The sequence below is a fragment of the Agrobacterium sp. O3.4 genome (assembly GCF_041414895.1).
Classification (GTDB): domain Bacteria; phylum Pseudomonadota; class Alphaproteobacteria; order Rhizobiales; family Rhizobiaceae; genus Agrobacterium; species Agrobacterium cucumeris.
Window position 1 is genome coordinate 1249376 of sequence record NZ_JALPZP010000001.1, and the last position, 20488, is coordinate 1269863.

The following is a 20488-nucleotide window of genomic DNA, read 5'->3' on the forward strand; positions in this document are numbered from 1 at the left end:
CGAAACTCAGGTTTAAAAACTGTTAAAAAGCCGACACTTCGCTGCTGCCGTAAATCCGCATTAATTGTTTCGAACACCTAAATGTGTCACTACGGTACTGCCGTTAAGACGAGGCTTAAGTGCAAGCTTTGTTATTACGGCACAGTGATGTAATTTCGCCCGAAAGCTGGACCACCAGCAATTCGGGATTTGGTAAATGGCGGAATTGTTCCCTTTAACGGGATAATGTTCCGCCGGCATGATGGCGGCAGTCCGCTTGCAGGTTGCAAGTGGTCCAACGGCATGAAGCCGGGCGTATGTGTAACGAGGCGTAACCGCATGGCGAATAACAAGATCAGCGACTCTGTCGACGAGACTGCATTTCAGGCGTTGGAAGACGCCCTGCAGCTCGGTGCTTTCGAAGAAAAGCCGGAATCGCGGAAGACCGCAGCGCCAAAGCAGCCGGAGGCCAGATTGAAGGAAGCAAGCAGACAGACCCCTGCTCCCGAGGCTGCGCGCGCGCCTGCCGAACAGGCACCCAAATCCCCCAATCTGGAAGCGGCCAATGACGGCTCCAAGCGCAGCCCGGCGATGATCCTGAAATCGCTCGAAGGCGGCTCGATCGGCGGCGCACTCAGAAATGCGACGATCATGTCGGTAATCTGGGCGCTGGGTGGCCTTGGTGTGGCACACCTGCTTTACGGCAATGCGCTCTGGAACATTGCCTCGCTGGCCGACCTCACCGCAATTCCCGGCCTGATGGCGATCGTCGTCGGCATCCTCGTTCCCGTCATGCTGTTCTTCGCCTTCGCGATCATGATGGCGCGTGCCCGCGATCTGCGTAACGCCGCCCGCTCGATGGCCGAAGTCGCTCTTCGCCTTGCCGAGCCTGAAACCGTTGCCTCCGATCGCATCATGTCCGTGGGCCAGGCGGTTCGCCGTGAAGTTTCGGCCATGAATGACGGTATCGAGCGCACCATTGCACGTGCGACGGAACTGGAAACGCTGGTCCATTCTGAAGTCAACGCGCTTGAGCGCAGCTATGCCGACAATGAACTGCGCGTCCGCAGCCTTGTGCAGGAACTGACCGCCGAGCGCGACGCCATCGTCAACCATGCCGAGCGCATCCGCTCGTCCATCGTTGGCGCACAGGAACAGATCAAGGAAGAGCTTTCCATCGTTGGCGAAGAGCTTTCGATGCGGCTTGCCACGACAGGCGAAGCCTTCGCCTCGATGATCGATACGCGCTCCGCCGCCCTGCTTGAAAAATCGCGCGCTTCCACCGAAGCCATGGGCAGCCTGATCGCCGCCAAGACTGAAAACCTGCTTCAGGCATTGAATTCCTCAGGTTCGACCCTGTCGAACGAATTCGACATGCGCCTGCACAATCTTGCCTCGACGCTGGATGAGCGCGGCGAAGTGCTGCTTGAGCGGTTCGCAATCCATGCTTCGACGCTGGATAGCGGTGCCGAAAGCCTCAACAGCGCGCTTGAGGAGCGCACCCGCCAACTCAACGAAACGCTGTCCACGCGCACGCTGGAACTCAACCGCAATATTGATCGCGGCCAGCAGATCATCGGCGGTTCGCTGGATACCGTGCTCGACAAGCTTTCGACGACGCTTGAGGAAAAGGGTCTCTCCTTCCGCCAGAGCCTGCAGAGCACGGCTGATGATGCGATCATGGATCTCGATCTGCGTTCCGGCCTCTATGAAGAGCGGCTGCAGGCGACGGTTGGCCAGGTCAACTCGGCCTTTGACGAGCATGTGGCGGAATTTGCCAGCGCCTTCGACCAGCGCGCCGGCAGCCTCGACAGCAAGTTGATGGAAAGCCTCGCCCGCATCAACGAAACCGTTGCCGGCGGCTCCGAAGCCCTCGATACCATGCTGAACAGCGGTCTTGAGCGCATCGGCAATACCATGACCGATCAGTCTCTGGCGCTTGCAACCGCGCTGGGCACCGGCCAGGAAATGCTTGAAAGCGCGCTGGAAACCCGCACCCGCGAGTTCAGCGACGCGATTGGCCAGCGCACTGCCGAAATCACCAATGCCTTCGCCAATTCGCACGAGAAGATCGACAACGTGCTGGCGGAACGCAGCAATGCCCTGTTCGGCGCACTTTCGGCCAGCCAGGATCGTTTTGACGAAGCGCTTGCCAGCCGTTCGCTGGCCATTACCGGCTCTGTCTCCGGCACGGCCGAACGCCTCGCAGCGATGCTTGACGAACGTGCAGCCGCAATCAACAGCGTTGTTGCCGATGTCGAACGCCGTCTGTCGGAGACACTCGAAACCCGGGCCGCCGCCATCACCGGTGCCGTCTCCGGTATCGAGGACCGTATTTCCGACACGCTGGAAAGCCGCACGGCTGCCCTGCACGACGTCGTCTCCGGCGCGGAGAGCCGTATCGCCGAGACGCTTGACGGTCGCACGGCTGCTCTTTCCAGCACGATTTCCGGCGTCGAGGAACGCATCGCCGACACGATGGACAGCCGTACTCTGTCGCTCGACATGACCTTCGCCAATGTCGAGGAAAGGCTTTCCGAAACACTCGACAGCCGCACATCCGCCCTTGCCGGCATCGTCGCCAGCGCCGAAGAGAAGATCGCCGGTGCGCTCGACAGCCGCACGACCACCTTCGGCGACGTTGTTGCCGGTGCCGAGACCCGTATCGCCGAAACGCTTGACGGTCGTACCGCCGCGCTCAATGCCGTGGTTTCGGGTGCCGAAGAACGCATCGCCGATACGCTTGACAGCCGTACCATGGCGCTCGACATGGCATTTTCCGGGGCAGAAGAGAAAATCGCCGATGCGCTCGATACGCGCACCGCAGCTCTTGGCGAGCTGGTGGCAAGCGCCGAGACCCGTATTGCCGGCGCGCTCGACAGCCGCACGGATTCGTTGAAAAACGTCGTTTCCGGCGCGGAAGAGCGGATCACAGACGTACTCGACAGCCGAACCATGGCGCTCGACATGAGCTTCTCCGGCGTCGAGGAAAAGATTGCCGATATTCTCGACAGCCGCACCGCCGCCCTGCACGGCGCCGTTTCCGGCGTGGAGGACCGTATTGCCGGCGCGCTGGACAGCCGGACGGCTGCCCTTTCCGGCATCGTTTCCGGCGCGGAAGAACGCATCGCCGATGCACTCGACAGCCGGACCATGGCGCTCGACATGACGATTTCGGGTGTCGAGGAGCGGATTGCCGAGGCAATGGATGCGAGAACATCGTCGCTTTCGCTTGCGGCGGCCGGTGTCGGACAGCGCCTCGAAGCCACGGCGTTTACACTTGAAAACGCCCTTGCCAGCGGCCACGAGCGGCTGGAAACCATGCTCGGCTCACAGGCGGAACGCATTGCCGGTTCGCTGGAGCGCAATAGCGGCCTGATCGAGCAGAGCGTTTCTGGCGCGGCCAACCGCATCGAAACCGTTGTGGAAGATGGCAGCAGCCGTTTTGCACAGACGGTGGAAGAAGGGGTCTCCCGCCTCGAAAGCAATCTGTCGCAATCGCATGAGGATATCCGCACCGCGCTCGACCAGCGCCACGCGGATATGGCAGCGACACTGAGCTCGGCCACTACCCAGATGGGTGACATGCTCTCCGAGCAGGCAATGATGATCGGCACCACTGTCGCTTCCAGCGCCAGCATGCTCGAACTGTCGCTCGAAACCCAGCAGGACACGCTGCAGAAGGCAATCGACGGAAGCGCTGCGACGCTCGAAGAACGTCTTCGCAACAGCGCCGGCGACATCGCCGTCAAGATCGGCGAAGCCGCCCGCGAAATCGGCGGCGCGACAGACGCCCTCTCTTCCCGCATCGAAACCTCGATCGGCAACGTCACCACCCGTCTCGACGAGACAGGTGCACGTATCGAAACGTCGCTCGACACGTTGCAGGCCCGCGTTGGCGGTGATCTGGCCAATGTGAACACATCGATCGAAGATGCCGGCCGCCGCTTCGCAGAGGCGCTGGAAGACAAGACTGCGGTCTTTGCCCGCACCAGCGACGAAGCAGCCGAGCGCATCACCGGCATTCTGGACGAGCAGACGACACGTGTTACCGACACGTTCGAAAGCCGCACCACCCGTCTGGCCGAAACCTTCGATACCGGCACAGCCCGTATCGACGAACGCCTCGGCACCATGGACCGGGCGCTGACGATCGGCCTCGAAAACGTCAACCGTACCATTGAAGGCAAGGCGAGCGATCTAGCAGTCAGCCTGCGCGGCGCGGTCGTTTCCGCCACCCAGAGCATCGGCGATGAAGCCGTTCGCTCATCTGCCCTGCTCGCCAAGTCCGGTTCGGAATTTGCCGACCAGGTCCAGGCGCAGAACGAGGCCTTCACCAAGGCCATCGAGGAACGCTCCGGCGAGATCGTCAACCGCATTTCGGATGCACAGACACGTCTTTCCGGCCAGGCCGCAGCCGTTGCCCAGACCTTCTCGGAAGCCGGCAACATCATCGTCAACAAGGTGGCCGAGGCTGAAGCCGTCGTCCGCTCTCAGGTCGGTGTCATTTCCGAGACGCTGACGGGTGTCGAATCGGCCCTCGACGCGCGCGGCGAATCCATCCGCTCGACGCTGGATAACCGCACCCGCGAACTCAACTCGATGCTGGCCAGCCGTTCTGCCGAACTGTCGCGCCTGATCGAGGAAAAAGCCAAGCCGGTGGTCGACGAATACGCCACCATTGGCCGTGAAGCCGCCGAAAAGATCGTTTCCGCTGCCCAGCAGAGCGCAGAACTTCTGTCGCAGAGCAACAGCGGCATGGTCGGCATGGTGGAACAGGCGATCAGCGATTACGCCAATGCCGGCACGGATGCGGCAAGCAAGCTTGTCGCCGCCACCCGCCAGAGCACCGACATGCTGTCGCAGACCCACACCGCCATGGCGGATGCCGTCGAAGAGGGTATCGACAAATATGCCCGCTCGGGCAGCGATGCCGCCAACAAGCTGGTCGCCGCCACCCGCCAGAGCACGGATATGCTGTCGCAGACCCATAACAGCATGGCCGAAATCGTCGAAAAGTCGGCTTCCAACTTCAACTCCGCCGTCGAGCGCGCCGCACAGGAATTCGGCACGGCCGATGAGGCGCTGAACGCCTCTGCGACCCGCTTCTCCGATAGCGCTTCGCAGGCCGCCGACATGGTCTCCAGCTCCAGCCGTCTGCTCGAAGGAAAGATCGACCGCCTGTCGAATATTTCCGGCCAGACGCTGGCCCAGGTTGCCGGCATCGTCGGCCGCTTCGAGGAACATTCGAAGGTGCTGAGCCAGGCCTCCGAACTGCTCAATGCGGCGCAATCGAGCCTCGTCGGCACGCTGGAGGAGCGTCAGGACGCACTCCGCAGCCTGTCGGTCGGCCTCGTCAAACGCTCCGAGGAAATCGAAAGCGCCATGCGCAACGTCGTCGGCGTGGTGGAAACCACGCTCAACGAAGCCGAAGAGCGTTCGCAGAACGTTGCCGGCAATCTGCGCGACAACCTGCAGGCGTCGTTTACCGATATCGGCCGCTCGCTGGATGAGACCGAACAACGCGCCCGCTCGGCGGCACAGACCATGCGGGGCGCCCTGCTCTCCGCCGGCCAGGATGCCAGCCGCTCGATTGAAAGCACGCTGTCCGACGCGCAGAAATATTCCGACGAGCTGGTCAACCGCCTGCGCGGCGGTGTCGAATCCTCGCTCTCGGAAGTCGACAATCTCCTGGGCAGCGCCTCGGAAAAATCCAATGCCGCCGCCGCCAACCTCAAGGAGACGCTGCGTCAGGCCGTCGAAGAGGCCGTCAGCCGCTTTGCCGGTGCGACCGACGAGATCCGCCGCTCCAGCCACGATATCCGCCGCGAGCTGGATGCGACCCGTGCCGAACTGAAGCGTGGCGCATTCGACCTGCCGGAAGAAGCCAAGGAAAGTGCGGCCGCCATGCGTCGCGCCGTTTCCGAGCAGATCAAGGCGTTGCAGGATATTTCCCAGCTTGTTGGCCGTTCGACCCACCAGATGGAAGTCTCCGAACCCGTCGCCCGCGCCATTGCCGCTACCCAGCCTGCCGCCGAGCGCCGTGTCGAAACACGTCCGCAGCCGGCAGCAGCCGCTCCGGTACCGCAGCGCCCGGCGCAGCCGCAGCCTGCCCCCGCGCCGGCCGCACTGCGCGGTTCCCTGCCGCTTGAGAATCGCCAGGTCGAAAACCGGCAAACCGAAAATCGCCAGGCACCCGCCCCCGCTCAACCGGTTGCGGCAAACCCTGCCGGACGTCGTGAAGAAGGCGGCGGCTGGATCAGCGATCTGCTGCGCGGCGCCTCGCGTGACGGTCAGGAAACCTCTGCGGCTTCTGCTCCCCGCGCCAGCGCCGAACAGCAGCCGACCCGTGCGGCCGACACCCGCAACCCGCGGCACATGGTCGAATCGCTGAACTCGCTCTCGGTCGATATCGCCCGCGCCATTGACCACGATGCCTCGGTGGAACTGTGGCGCCGTTACCAGCGCGGCGAGCGCGACGTCTTCACCCGTCGCCTCTACACGCTGAAGGGCCAGACGACGTTTGACGAGATCAAGCGCAAATACGAGCGGGAAGCCGAATTCCGCACCGCCGTGGATCGCTACATCACCGATTTCGAAAAGCTGCTGGCCGATGTGGCCCGCACGGACCGCGACCGGAGCGTCACCCAGTCCTACCTCACCTCCGATACCGGCAAGGTCTATACGATGCTTGCCCATGCGGCGGGCCGGTTCAACTGATCTGGCTGACGCAGACATCATAAAACCCCGGTCGAGAGACCGGGGTTTTTCTTTGGCTTGCTGGCTGTTTCGTCGTTCTTAAACGACGTGAACTTACCGGCTCACTGACATCAAATATCGAACACACCCGATGCAACACGCACCGCGTGGCCGCCGATGCGGGCGCGGGCGATTTCGCCGTCCTTGATGTCCATGCGCAGGTGGATGTGGGACGGTCGTTCCATTTCCACGCCCTGCTCGATGAGGAGCGGATAATGTCCGTCGGTCAGGCCATCAAAATGGTGGATGGCGCCGGAAAGGGCGGCAGCCGCCGAACCGGTGGCCGGATCTTCCGAAATGCCCATATCCGGAGAGAACATGCGGGCATGGAACTTAGCCGCGTGGTTGACGCCGCCGCGACAGTAGATATAGGCCGCCGTCAGCAGCCCTTCGACGAGCGGCGCGGTGCGCAGCCACAAATTGGCGTCGAAATCCATGTCACGCACGGCGGCGATATTGTGGAGGGGCACGAGCAGAAACGGCACACCGGCCGTCCAGATCGACGGCACGTGATTTTCAAAACCCAGATGGCCTTCGCTGACGCCCAGCGCATCGGCAAGTGCCGCATGATCGAGCGGCAGCTCGACACGGGAGGATTTGCGCGGCAGGTCGAATTCGGCGAAGCTGACGGCGCCGGCGCGCATCTTTACCGCACAACGGACAGGGCCCACCTTCTCTTCAAGCACACAGACCATATCGACGTCATCATCGCCATCCTTGCGATTGCGCTCGGCGATGGCGACAGCGGCACCAACAGTCGGGTGTCCCGCAAAAGGCAATTCACCTGATGGCGTGAAGATACGCAGCGAAGCCGCATGTGCCGGGTTGCCCGAGCGATTGACGAAGACCGTCTCGGAAAGGTTCATTTCCCTGGCGATTGCCTGCATCGTCGCCTGATCAAGGTCGTCGGCGTCATACATGACCGCCAGAGGGTTTCCCGCCATTCTGGTTTCGGTAAAGACATCATAGATATTGTAGTTCAGCACCAAATCCGTCTCCTGCCATTCATCTCACGGCCTGCTTTGCAGCAAACTGCATCAGGCCGCCCTGCATCGCAACCCTTGTCGGAGAGTGGAAATCAAGAAGCTGTGGAACGGTGCGGCGCAATGGCGCGGTGGGGGAACGCCTCGCTGCCCGAAAGGCCTTGTCGCCAACCGTTGTCTTCATGTACCAAGGATGCGTCTTGTGGCTTGTGATCGACCGTTTTGATCGACGTTTGAAGATTGCGAGCCGCTTCAACAGATTACAGCATCGTTTGCAAGCCTTCTCAGGTCTGCGCCGTTGTCGAGGGAAGCGGATGTCGCATTCTAACTGTTCACTGTCCTTCGTCGCCTCCGCAACCGAGGAGGCGCAGACGGCGATGGAGGCGCTGAAGGGCGTTTACGGCAATACGCCGTTTGAAGAGGCGGAAGTCATCGTCGCGCTCGGCGGCGACGGCTTCATGCTGCAAATCCTCAACGAAACGATGAATTCCGGCAAACGTGTCTACGGCATGAACCGGGGATCGGTCGGCTTCCTGATGAATGATTATCGGGTGGAGGGTCTGCTTGAGCGCATCGCGGTTGCAACCGGCAATGATTTTCATCCGCTGCGCATGACAACGACGGATTCGGATGGCGATGAGTTCACCGCCCTTGCCATGAACGAGGTCAGCCTGTTCCGCCAATCCCATCAGGCCGCCAAGCTTCGTGTGGAAGTGGATGGCAAGGTGCGGCTGGAGGAGCTGATCTGTGATGGCATGATGGTGGCGACGCCTGCAGGCTCCACCGCCTATAACTTTTCCGCCCATGGGCCGATCCTGCCACTGGAATCACCGCTTCTGGCGCTCACCCCCGTCAGCGCGTTTCGTCCGCGGCGCTGGCGCGGCGCGCTTTTGCCGAATAAGGTGACGGTCGACATTCATGTTCTGGAACGGGATAAACGCCCGGTGAATGCGGTGGCTGACCATACGGAGGTGAAATCCGTTCGTCACGTTCGGATCGCACAATCGCAGGACAGGACCGCGAGGATTCTGTCGGATCCGGACCGTTCGTGGTCCGACCGGGTTCTTGCCGAACAGTTCAACAATTGACGCTAACCATTCATAACGGCCATGAAACTTAGACAATCGATCCTCGCTGCCCTCATTCTCGCCAACGCCGTGCTGCCTGCACGGGCGCAGACAGACCCGATCGATACGCTGCCTGTTTCCGCTATCTTCGTTGTCAGCAGCGGCATGTGGGAAGACCGAAACCTCGAGCCGCGGGAGGGCGCTGACGGCCAGTTGCGGCCACCACCGGCATCGCCCACGCGTGGCTATTACAAGGTGATTGCAATCCGCCAGGGCGACGGAACGGCCAAGATTTACCTGCAGCGCATCGCCTTTACGGCGGAGGGACCAAATCTCCTCGAAAATGTCGAGCTGGAGGAGTTCAACCAGATGAAATCCTATGTCACGGACGTTCGTCCCGAAAGCTCGAACGGTGCATCGGATTCGCCCGGCCTGTTCGTCACCGTCTATCTGAAAACAGACCCGATGGCCAAGGAAGCCGAAAGCTGGACGATCCTTATCGACGAGCTTGGCGAGATGAAGATAGAAAAAGCCTCAAACTGACGGCTGGATATCAAGCTCATGCGGCCCGGCCAGAACCGCGCCGAAATGGTGCTTCCACAATCTCGCGCCCAGTTCACCGCTACGGTCGAGGCTGGAGCCAACCGTCAGCCACGGCAACAGCGTTGGGTGCAATCCCACATCGAACACGGCAAAACCAGCCGCCAGTACGCAGGTATCAGCCTGGATGCCGCAGACCAGCACCCTGTCGGGTTTGAGAGACCGTAGGTGGTCTATCGCCGCCTTTGGAGGCGCATAACCGTGCTTGATGAATATTCGGTCCGCAGCGACAAGCGATTCATCATCCCTGCCCGGCTTCCAGCCGAGCTGCCGCTCGAAAGGCGTGACGCTCTCATCATGCCGCTCGACGGTGGCAATGCTGGGCATCGTAGTTGCGAGTGCCGATATCTCCGCCACCAGCGCAGCCGGTGGATTGAAGCTCGGCTGGACGTCGACGATGTAGAGCACCTGTTTCACGCATATCCTCCAACGAAAAACCCCTCGCAATGGACCTGCGAGGGGCAATTTCTCGATCGACGCATCTGGCGTCTTAGTCGATATCCGACACTTCCACGTCCGCGCCACCGCTGATGCGATGCGCGAGAGCAGCTTCCATGAATTCGTTCAGATCACCGTCCAGCACGTTGCCGGGCGCGGTGCTTTCAACGCCCGTGCGCAGATCCTTGACCAGCTGGTAAGGCTGCAGAACATAGGAACGGATCTGGTGACCCCAGCCGATATCGGTCTTGGAAGCAGCCTGTGCGTTGGCCGCATCTTCCCGCTTTTGCAGTTCCACTTCATAGAGGCGGGCGCGCAGCATGTCCCACGCCTTGGCGCGGTTCTTGTGCTGCGACCGTTCCTGCTGGCAGGCAACCGCAATACCGGTCGGGATGTGCGTGATGCGCACGGCCGAATCCGTCGTGTTGACGTGCTGGCCGCCAGCACCGGACGAACGATAGGTATCGATACGGCAATCGCTTTCGTTGATATCGATCTGGATCGAATCGTCGACGACCGGATAAACCCAGACGGAAGAGAACGATGTGTGGCGACGCGCATTGCTGTCATAGGGCGAAATGCGGACGAGGCGGTGTACGCCCGATTCCGTCTTCAGCCAGCCGAAGGCATTGTGGCCCTTGACGAGGATCGTCGCGGACTTGATGCCGGCCTCTTCGCCATCGTGAACTTCCAGCACCTCGACCTTGAAGCCTTCGCGGTCCGCCCAGCGGGTATACATGCGCAACAGCATGTTCGCCCAATCCTGGCTTTCCGTACCGCCGGCGCCGGAATGCACTTCGAGATAGGTGTCATTGCCGTCAGCTTCGCCCGACAGCATGGCTTCCACCTGACGGCGGTTCGCCTCGCTCTTCAGCGCCTTCAGCGAGTCTTCGGCGTCCTTGACGATCTCGTCGTCGCCTTCCATCTCGCCGAGTTCGATCAGCTCGATATTGTCCTTCAGCTGCTGCTCCAGCGCCTTGACGCCGCTGATGCTGTCATCCAGCTGCTGGCGCTCACGCATCAGCTTCTGGGCCTCGGAGGCATCGTTCCAGAGGGTCGGGTCCTCTGCCTTGTTATTTAACCAGTCCAGTCGTCTTATCGCCTGGTCCCAGTCAAAGATGCCTCCTCAGCAGGCTTATGGCCTGCTTGATTTCGTCGACTACGTTCACGATTTCATTGCGCATTTCGCTGGTTCTTCGCCTTCATTGAAACTTGTTGCTCAAATAAATGCGGGGGGCGCGGATGTAAAGACCCGCGCCCCCCGATGATCCCGGAACTGGTGTCAATAAAGACCGCCGCCACCGCCGGTGATGGCCTGCTGCGCCTGCGGCGAGGTCTTCAGAATATCTTCCTGAGACATGTAGTTTTCCGCGCCGATCACCGAGAAGCTGTCGGCCGGGCCGGTGCCCGGCTTGAAGGCTTCCATGATGGTGTCCGGCTCACCCTCAACCGCCGCCATGCCCGTCTTGCGGTTGACGGCGACGAAGTTCATGCCGGCAGGCACGATGAACTTGCTCGGCTCCAGGTGCTTGGCCGCATCGGCGATGAACTCACCGAAGATCGGTGCCGACAGCGAACCGCCCGTGCCGCCGCGACCGAGCGGTGCGGGTGAATCGAAGCCGATATAGAGGCCGGCAACCATGTCCGGCGTATAACCGACGAACCAGGCGTCCTTTTCATCATTGGTGGTGCCCGTCTTGCCGGCAACCGGCAGATTGACCTTGATCTTGCCTGCCGCCGTGCCGCGCTGCACGACACCTTCCAGCATGGACGTCGTCTGGTAAGCGGTCATCGGGTCAAGAACCTGCTCGCGATTGTCGACGATGACAGGCTCATCCTGGTTCTGCCAGCTGGTGGCATTGCAGCCTTCGCAGGCACGCTCTTCATGACGGAAGATCGTCTTGCCGTAACGGTCCTGAATACGGTCGATCAGCGTCGGCTTGATCTGCTTGCCGCCATTGGCAATGACCGAATAGGCCGAGACCATACGCATGACGGTGGTTTCACCCGAACCGAGCGACATGGCGAGAAGCGGCGGCATCTTGTCATAGATACCGAAACGTTCGGCATATTCCGCCACCAGGTTCATACCCATGTCCTGCGCCAGGCGCACGGTCATGAGGTTACGGGATTTTTCGATGCCGAGACGCAAGGTAGACGGACCAGCGGAACCCCCGCCGTAATTCTGCGGCTTCCAGACCTGACCGCCGGAAACCACCTCGATCGGCGCGTCGAGAATGACCGATGCCGGTGTATAACCATTATCGAGGGCTGCCGCGTAGATGAACGGCTTGAAGGAGGAGCCCGGCTGGCGCATGGCCTGCGTGGAGCGGTTGAATTCCGACTGCGCGTAGGAGAAACCGCCCACCATGGCCAGAACACGGCCGGTATGCGGGTCCATCACCACCATACCGCCCTGCACTTTCGGCGGCTGACGCAGGCGATATTCATTCCCGGAACTGGCAAGCGGCTGCGCATAAATCACATCGCCTGCCGCCACGACACCTACCGGCGACTTGGCAGTTGCCTTTTTGCCGGTCGCATCGCGATAGGCCCAGCGCATGTTTTCAGCGGAGATATGGCCGCGCGTGCGCTTGTCGCCATCTTCGGTTTCCGTGTCGGGCTGCACGCCGATATCGACGCCATCGGCCGCAACGGCGAGGACCACGGCGACCTTCCATTCGGGGACATCGCGCAGGCCCTTGATCTTGGCGAGCGCCGCCGTCCAGTCACCGGTCGTTTCGATCTTTTCGACGGGTCCGCGGAAACCGCGACGCTCATCATATTGCACCAGACCATCCTGAAGCGCCTTGCGCGCCTCCGCCTGGATCTGCGGATCGAAAGAGGTGCGGACCGACAGCCCGCCTTCGAGAAGCGCTTCCTCACCGTATTTCTCGACGATCTGGCGGCGGACTTCCTCGGCGAAATAGTCGGATGCGAAGATATGCGCGCCGCCGCGGCGCAGATTGACACCAAGCGGTTGCTTTTTGGCATCCGTGGCATCTGCAACGGTGATGTAGCCGTTTTCGGCCATGCGGTCGATTACCCAGTCGCGGCGCTCGAGAGCCGCCTTTTCGCGACGGATCGGATGGTAGTTGGCCGGGCCCTTCGGCAGCGATGCGAGATAGGCGGTCTCGGCAATCGTCAGTTCCGTCACCGATTTATTGAAATAGGTGAGAGCCGCGCCGGCAATGCCGTAGGAATTCAGGCCGAAGAAAATCTCGTTGAGATAAAGCTCGAGAATCTTGTCCTTGGAATAGGTCTGCTCGATACGGAAGGAGAGAATGGCTTCCTTGAGCTTGCGGTCGATGGTCTGGTCGTTGGTCAGCAGGAAGTTTTTCGCCACCTGCTGGGTGATGGTGGAAGCGCCGACCGGACGACGGCCCGAGCCTAAGTTCTGGATATTGACGAGAATGGCGCGGCCAAGACCGAAGATATCAACGCCCGGATGGTTGTAGAAATTCTTGTCTTCCGCCGAAAGGAAGGCCGCCTTCACCCGGTCGGGGATGGCCTGGATCGGCAGGAACAGGCGTTTTTCATGGGCATATTCCGCCATCAACGCACCGTTGCCGGCGTGCACGCGGGTCGTTACCGGCGGCTCATAGGTGCTCAGAACTGCGTAATCCGGCAGGTCCTTCGTCACGCCGTGCAAATAAATCGCACCGACGACGGCGGCGCACAGGAAGAGCACGCTGGCCAAGCCGAAAAAATATCCAATCAGTCTGATCATACCAAGCTACCGATAATTCGAATCGTAACCATCAACGCCCGACGATTTACGGGCGTATCCTTGCATATCGCGTGCCGTTTTGCACACCATACCTTCGATGACAAGCCGGATACGGCAGCATTCGCTGATATGTTACCGGGTCAACCGCCGCATATCGCGTTTCTGTCGCTGTGCGGATCGCCACCGAATCCGCATCCGAGTAACGCGGGGAATGTGAGTAAAATAGGGCTTCGGGCAGTTAATAATCCGCAAGACCCAAGAATTGAACAGCTTTTTGGCTGCAATCGGCACGGCGGCAACAGTGCTTTTACGACGCCGCCCGGTGTTTCAGCCGCCGTTTGCCATGGCCTTGGCGCGGTATCGCCCCACTGCCGTCGCCAGCCTGTCGGAGACCTTGTTGCGCCATTCGGCATCGAGGAGCAGCTTTTCATCTTCCGGATTGGAGAGGAAACCCAGTTCCAGCAGCACCGATGGCACATCATGGGCGCGCAGCACCATGAAACCGGCGTAACGATGCGGATTGTTGATGAGGCCGACCTGCCCCTCGAAGGAGGAGACGATGTTTTCCGCCAGCGTTACCGAAAAGGCCTGGGTTTCACGACGGGTGAAATCAAGCAGGATATCGGCGACTTCCGGCGGCTCGGTGGAGACAGCCACACCGGCGATCTGATCGGACTTGTTTTCGCGCTCCGCCAATTCCTGCGCCATGCGGTCAGATGCGCGGTCCGACAATGTATAGACGGTAGCGCCACGGATACCCTTCTGCTTCAGGGTGTCGGCGTGGACGGAAATGAACAGGTTGGCATTGTTCTGCCGGGCGATCGTCACGCGCTCAGACAGGGCAAGAAACGTATCGGAATCACGGGTCAGGAACGCCTTGATGCCCGGTTCCCGGTTCAGCCGTTCAACCAGCTCCCTGGCAAAGGTCAATGTAATGACCTTCTCTTCCGTACCGGTCGCCCCGCCTGTCGCACCGGCATCGATGCCGCCATGACCGGCATCGACCGCGATAACGAACTCCGCCTGCCGCGCCGTCTTGTCACCGGGTGTGATCGCCGCGGTGGTAACCGGTGCCGGCGTCTGCCATTGCTGGGTCTTCACCAGTTCGGCGAATTTGGCCTTGGTGGTGATTTCCGTATCCAGCACGAAACGGAAAGCTGCGCCGTCCTCGCCCTTCTTCGTTTCGGCCACCGCCACCTGCACCGGTTTTTTCGCGGTCAGCACGATACGGGCGCTGTTCTGGCCCATGCTGCCAAAGCGGATATCCGAAAAAAGGCCTGTCGGTTTGAGGTCGGATACCGGAAAGGCGAAATTCACCGCCGGAAAATCAACGACGATGCGGGCCGGCGAATCGAGATAGTGAACATCGAATTCCGGCTCTTCGGCAAAATCGAGAACGATGCGGGTGCGCGCCTCGTCGCCAATGATGCGCGCCTGATTGGCGACAAGCGGTTCAAGCGCAAAGGCCTGCGGAACGCCACAGAGGACGGTGACGGCCGAAAGGAAGACCGGAACGACGACGGCACGCGCAAGCCGCGCGATTCGCACGCCAAGCGGCCCTGCCCCACCTGATATCTCTGCGCTGCGCGTGAAATTCATGGTCTTCAAGAAATTCCGTATTTCAGTCATTTTCGATAAATGGAGCGGAAAAGCACCGGGAACGGCACCGTTTCGACCACGCCGGACGTTTGTTTGCGCGTTTGCGCCCCACAATCGCAGGCCTTGGTGAACCAATTGTTAACCCGGAAATTCCACCAACAATATGGCATATTTAGCCACCCTATTGCTATTATGACAGAGAAAACATACAACAAGGATGAGGGTTAAAAGTGTTGACGGGATAGATGCCCGCCGGCTGCCAATCGAAAAAGACGCTGGCGCTGCAAAACGGGCAATCATCTGCCGTCGTTACATTTATCCTGAAACTGGATCAATTCCGGCCGTGGCCGGAGACCTACCCGGTGGCCCTACCACCGCTGCTCTGAGGAGAGCAAATTCATCGGACCCCAAGGGGTCTATATATTATTGTCGTTCCGCCTGGCCAATGATGTCGCAGCAGTTTTCACATGAACCGGATACCAGGAGCAGGCCATGTGCCTCGCCGTCGGTCCGGATGCTGCCAGTTTACAGACGCCCGGCAGGAGACTTCATTTCCGGCACATCCTTGCACTCATATGAAAGGCCCGTCCGTATGGCGGGCCTGTTCTCGTATAAAACAAGGCTGCGCCGAGGAGCACAGCTTACATGGCAGACAAAATGCTTATCGACGCCTCCCACGAAGAGGAGACACGCGTAGTCGTTGTCCGTGGGAACCGGATCGAAGAATTCGATTTCGAATCGGAGCACAAGAAACAGATCCGCGGCAATATCTACCTTGCCAAGGTGACGAGGGTTGAACCCTCCCTTCAGGCGGCCTTCGTCGATTACGGTGGAAATCGCCACGGTTTTCTCGCCTTTGCGGAAATCCATCCGGATTATTACCAGATCCCGCTTGCCGACCGTCAGGCTCTGCTGAGGGCCGAAGCCGAAGATCATCGCCGCAGCGACGACTTCGAATCGGCAGATGCGCCCGAGCCCGGTGCGCCGGCAATCGATCTTTCGCAGGTTGATCAGCCCGATGTCGGCATCGTCTCGGCAAGCGAGACCGTTGAAGTCGTGGTGACGGAAGAGGCTGCGCCAGCGACTGCAGCCGAGGAAGTCTCCGAAGAGACTGCGGTTGCAGCCGTCGAGACCATTGCGGAAGAAGCACCGGCCGAGGAAGAAAAGCCGAAGAAGCGCGTTCGCCGCCCCCGCGTCAAGAAGAAGACGGAAGAAGAACTCGCAGCCGAAGCCGCTGAAGCCTCTTCCGACGAAGACGGCAGCACCGGCGGCGAGATGGCCGCAATGGTCGATACCGATACGATTTCCGAAGAAGTCGAAGGCCTTCGCCGCGGCAATGACGATGATGACGACGACGATGACGACGATCATCACGAAAAGGAAGTGATCGAATCCGTCGGCGCCGAAGACGCGATGGAGGAAGTTCCCGATCGCGTTGCCCGCAAGCCGCGCAAGCAGTATCGCATCCAGGAAGTCATCAAGCGCCGCCAGATCCTTCTGGTGCAGGTGGCCAAGGAAGAACGTGGCAACAAGGGGGCCGCACTCACCACCTACCTGTCGCTTGCCGGCCGTTATTCCGTGCTGATGCCGAATACGGCGCGTGGCGGTGGCATTTCCCGCAAGATTACCCAGCCGACCGACCGCAAGCGCCTGAAGGAAATCGCGCGCGATCTGGAGGTTCCGCAGGGCATGGGCGTCATTCTGCGTACCGCAGGCGCCAACCGCACCCGCGTCGAAATCAAGCGCGACTTCGAATATCTGATGCGCCTGTGGGAAAACGTCCGCACGCTGACGCTGAATTCCACCGCCCCCTGCCTCGTTTACGAGGAAGGCTCGCTGATCAAGCGCTCGATCCGCGATCTCTATAACAAGGATATCGGCGAGATCATCGTTTCCGGCGAAGAAGGCTATCGTGAAGCGAAAGACTTCATGAAGATGCTGATGCCGAGCCATGCCAAGGTGGTTCAGCCTTACCGCGACATTCACCCGATCTTCTCGCGCTCCGGCATCGAAGCCCAGCTCGACCGGATGCTGCAGCCGCAGGTGACACTGAAATCCGGCGGTTACCTCATCATCAACCAGACGGAAGCGCTGGTTTCGATCGACGTCAACTCCGGCCGTTCGACGCGCGAGCATTCCATCGAGGAAACCGCGCTGACGACGAACCTCGAGGCGGCGGAAGAAGTGGCGCGCCAGCTGCGCCTGCGCGACCTTGCCGGTCTTGTCGTCATCGACTTCATCGACATGGAAGAAAAGCGCAACAACCGCGCTGTCGAAAAGAAGCTCAAGGATTGCCTGAAGAACGATCGCGCCCGCATCCAGGTCGGCCGCATCTCGCATTTCGGCCTCCTGGAAATGTCGCGCCAGCGCATCCGCGCTTCGGTGCTGGAATCGACCACACAGGTCTGCCAGCATTGCGGCGGCACGGGCCATGTACGTTCGGAATCCTCCATCGCGCTGCATGTTCTGCGCGGCGTCGAGGAATATCTGCTGCGCAACACCACCCATAACATCACGGTGCGCTGCACGCCGGAAACGGCACTTTACCTGCTCAACCACAAGCGTGGCACAATCGTCGATTATGAAGGCCGCTTCGGCGTGTCGATCATCATTGCCGCCGATTCAAGCGTCGGTGCGCAGCATTTCGCCATCGATCGCGGCGAAGCCGTCGAAAATCCGGTGAAGATCGAAAGCCTCATCCAGATGCTTCCGAACTTCGTCGAAGAGGAAGACGATATCGTCATCGAGGCGGAAGAGGACGAGGAAGAGGAAGAAATCGTCAAGGCGCAGGCTGGCGAGCCGCGTCAGCAGCAGCAGGGCGAAAACGGTGAAGATGGCAAGCGCAAGCGCAAGCGTCGTCGCCGCCGTCGTGGCAAGGGCGGACAGAACGACCAGAACGGCGCTCTTGACGCACAGGCCGGCGATGACGCCGATGATGCTGAAGGTGACGACGACAGCGCCGAAGCCGATGACACCGATGGTGATGCCGACGAAAACGGCGTGAACGAAGCCGCAAACTCCGACGAAGACGGCAAGCGCAAGCGCCGCCGTCGCGGCAAGCGTGGCGGCCGCCGCAACCGTGACGAGGCTCTCGATGCTGCAGGCACGGAAGCCGGCGACGAAGGCGAGACGGAAGGCGAAGAGGTTTCCGCCGCAGCGCCCGTAACCGAAGAGCCCACCGCCGCCGACGTGGTGGAAGGCGTGGTTGCCGACGTTGTGGCTGAAGAAGCGCCGAAGAAGCCGCGCCGCACCCGCAAGGCGAAAGCCAAGACCGAGGCTGAAGACGCACCGAAGGCTGAAACCGTTGAAACGGTCGAGCCGGTGGTCATCGAGCCGGCAGTCGTTGAAGCGACCGTCGTCGATGTCGCCATCGAAGAAATCGGTGAAGCTTCGGCCGATCTGGCGCCTGAAGCAGACGCACCCGCGACGGAAGAAAAGACCCGCGCGAACCGGGGCAGCAATGTCTCCAGTTCGGAGCCGGTGGTGACCTCTTCCGGTTCGTCCGCGAACAATCCCGACGGCGATGAGCCGAAGCCGCGCAAGGGCGGCTGGTGGCAGCGCAAGGGCTTCTTCTGATAGAAGCGACTGAAACGAAAAGCCCGCAACCATGTTGCGGGCTTTTTGCTTTTGACGAACGCTGCTCTCGCGTCATCCCCGCCCTTGAGGCGAGGACGATGAATGCGAAGAGAAGCTGCGCATCTGCCGCAATGCAAGCGCCATATAAGGCTATCTTTACCCCAGGCTAAGGCACCGCCTGTTATGCCTGAACCGTCAGACAGATCGCGTCAGCCCACCATCGACACGGATGTTCTGGCCGGTGATGTACCCTGCCCCTTCGGATGCGAGGAACGCTACCGTGGCGGCGATTTCCTCGCTTTTCCCGTAACGCTGCATCGGCACGCTCTCGCGGCGTTCTTCCGTACCCGGCAGGCTGTCGATCCAGCCGGGCAGGACGTTGTTCATGCGCACATTGTCGGCTGCATAGGTATCGGAAAAAATCTTGCTGTAGGAGGCAAGGCCGGCGCGGAAGACGGCCGATGTCGGGAACATGCTGCTCGGCTCGAAGGCCCAGGCGGTGGAGATGTTGATGATCGCGCCCGCCTTCTGCTTGACCATGACCGGGGCAATGATCCGTGTCGGGCGGATGACGTTCATGAGATAGACGTCGAGACCCGTGTGCCACTGCTCATCGGTAATATCGAGAATGGAGGCGCGCGGGCCATGTCCGGCGCTGTTGACCAGCACATCGATACGGCCGAATTTTTCGAGCGTCAGATCCGTGAGGCGCTGGAGATCGTCATTGGACTGGTTGGAGCCGGTGATGCCGATGCCGCCCAGTTCCTGCGCCAGTGCTTCCCCCTTGCCCGAAGACGACAGGACAGCGAGCTTGTAGCCGTCCGCAGCCAGCCGTTTCGCCACGGCGGCACCCATGCCGCTACCACCCGCCGTTACAACAGCCACTTTTTCTGCCGACATCGTTTTCTCCATTTCCAATCCGGTGAACCGCCGCGTGGCGATCCTTCTCCATCCTTGAACCGCCTCATCTATAGCGGGTTTCGGAGACAAGTTCGAACCAGAAAGCCTTGGGCCGGCATGAAGAAAAACTGATGCTGGCGGCGTCTCAGCGCGGCACTTCCCCATCCGCGGAATGAGCGTATCTGCTATCCGGCGGAGCCTCCTCCCTCTCCCGCAAACCGTAGTCCCGCATCACGCAAGCGATACGCAGGCGGTAATTGGCAAAGACGCCGGAGCGTCCCATGGCCTGCGCTGCGCGATGCGGCCCGGTGTTGCGCCACGCCTTCACCGCCTCCTCATCCCGGAAGAACGACAGAGAAAGCATCTTGTAGGGATTGCTGATGCTCTGAAACCGCTCGACGGATATAAAGCCGTCAATGGTTTCCAGTTCAGAGCGCAGGCTGGCAGCGATATCGAGATAATGCTGTTTTTCGCCCTCGGCCGGAAAGACCTCGAAGATGACGGCGATCATCGCTCACCTCCGGCATGGGGAGCGGAGGCAAGCCGCAGGAAAAGCCTGTCTTCCCGGCGGATGAATTGCTCGCGACGGGCGAATTCATAATTCTCGCGCCCTGCCGGATCGGCGGCAAGCCGCGCCCTGTAGGCCTCGTAGGCTGCGAGGTTTTCGATATTATAGACACCGTAAGCGATCGTGCTCGATCCCTCCTTCGGTGCGTAATAACCGATGAGATCGGCCCCGCAGCGCGGTATCGCCTCTCCCCAGTTGCGGGCATATCTGTCGAAGGCATTGACCTTGAAAGGGTCGATTTCATAGCGGATGAAACAGGTCAGCATCGTCTTTCTCCTCTTCTTCTGCC

General features: G+C 60.5%; 12 protein-coding genes. 4 read left to right on the forward strand and 8 right to left on the reverse strand.

Annotated elements, in window-relative coordinates; all coding sequences use genetic code 11:
* Positions 1–318: 318 nt before the first annotated feature.
* Positions 319–6699: a hypothetical protein gene (locus tag M0412_RS06035; protein ID WP_269697948.1), complete on the forward strand. Its 6381-nt coding sequence runs from the start codon at positions 319–321 to the stop codon at positions 6697–6699.
* Between the two features lie 110 nt (positions 6700–6809).
* Here M0412_RS06035 and M0412_RS06040 read toward each other — a convergent pair whose 3' ends face one another.
* Complete coding sequence (locus M0412_RS06040; protein WP_269697950.1) at positions 6810–7727, reverse strand: PhzF family phenazine biosynthesis protein; 918 nt, start codon at positions 7725–7727, stop codon at positions 6810–6812.
* Between the two features lie 308 nt (positions 7728–8035).
* Here M0412_RS06040 and M0412_RS06045 point away from each other — a divergent pair, with 308 nt between their 5' ends.
* Both M0412_RS06045 and M0412_RS06050 read left to right on the forward strand, forming a co-directional pair.
* Positions 8036–8809, forward strand: coding sequence for an NAD kinase (locus tag M0412_RS06045; protein WP_142839663.1), 774 nt, complete (start codon positions 8036–8038; stop codon positions 8807–8809).
* A 21-nt stretch (positions 8810–8830) separates the two neighbouring features.
* Positions 8831–9331: a hypothetical protein gene (locus M0412_RS06050; RefSeq protein ID WP_142839661.1), complete on the forward strand. Its 501-nt coding sequence runs from the start codon at positions 8831–8833 to the stop codon at positions 9329–9331.
* On the opposite strand, the gene M0412_RS06055 is transcribed toward M0412_RS06050, so the two are convergent.
* From M0412_RS06055 to M0412_RS06070, 4 genes are all read right to left on the reverse strand, one after another.
* Positions 9323–9805 carry a cysteine hydrolase family protein gene (locus tag M0412_RS06055; protein WP_269697951.1) on the reverse strand — a complete coding sequence of 161 codons (483 nt, stop codon included), beginning with the start codon at positions 9803–9805 and terminating at the stop codon, positions 9323–9325. The genes M0412_RS06050 and M0412_RS06055 overlap by 9 nt on opposite strands.
* Positions 9806–9878: 73 nt before the next feature.
* Positions 9879–11010, reverse strand: a protein-coding gene (prfB, locus tag M0412_RS06060; protein ID WP_142839658.1) for a peptide chain release factor 2 whose coding sequence is annotated in 2 segments (ribosomal slippage) — positions 9879–10940 and positions 10942–11010 — 1131 coding nt in all. Because the reading frame shifts where the segments join, the coding sequence is not laid out codon by codon here.
* Positions 11011–11108: 98 nt separating this feature from the next.
* A complete protein-coding gene (locus M0412_RS06065) occupies positions 11109–13556 on the reverse strand; it encodes a penicillin-binding protein 1A (RefSeq protein ID WP_269697953.1) in 2448 nt (815 codons plus the stop codon).
* A 327-nt stretch (positions 13557–13883) separates the two neighbouring features.
* Entirely contained in the window at positions 13884–15155 is a 1272-nt protein-coding gene (locus tag M0412_RS06070) for an N-acetylmuramoyl-L-alanine amidase (protein WP_269697955.1), read from the reverse strand.
* A gap of 645 nt (positions 15156–15800) precedes the next feature.
* Between M0412_RS06070 and M0412_RS06075 the strand changes: the two genes are divergently transcribed.
* Positions 15801–18731, forward strand: coding sequence for a ribonuclease E/G (locus M0412_RS06075; protein WP_269697957.1), 2931 nt, complete (start codon positions 15801–15803; stop codon positions 18729–18731).
* A 195-nt stretch (positions 18732–18926) separates the two neighbouring features.
* Here the strand turns inward: M0412_RS06075 and M0412_RS06080 are convergent, their stop codons facing one another.
* The 3 genes from M0412_RS06080 to M0412_RS06090 form a co-directional block, all read right to left on the reverse strand.
* A complete protein-coding gene (locus M0412_RS06080) occupies positions 18927–19631 on the reverse strand; it encodes an SDR family oxidoreductase (RefSeq protein WP_269697958.1) in 705 nt (234 codons plus the stop codon).
* A 145-nt stretch (positions 19632–19776) separates the two neighbouring features.
* Positions 19777–20142, reverse strand: a complete 366-nt coding sequence (locus M0412_RS06085) for an antibiotic biosynthesis monooxygenase (protein WP_269697959.1) — start codon at positions 20140–20142, stop codon at positions 19777–19779.
* Positions 20139–20465 (reverse strand): NIPSNAP family protein, encoded by a 327-nt coding sequence (locus tag M0412_RS06090; protein ID WP_269697961.1) that lies wholly within the window; start codon positions 20463–20465, stop codon positions 20139–20141. Before M0412_RS06090 ends, M0412_RS06085 begins: the two co-directional genes overlap by 4 nt.
* Positions 20466–20488: the final 23 nt, after the last annotated feature.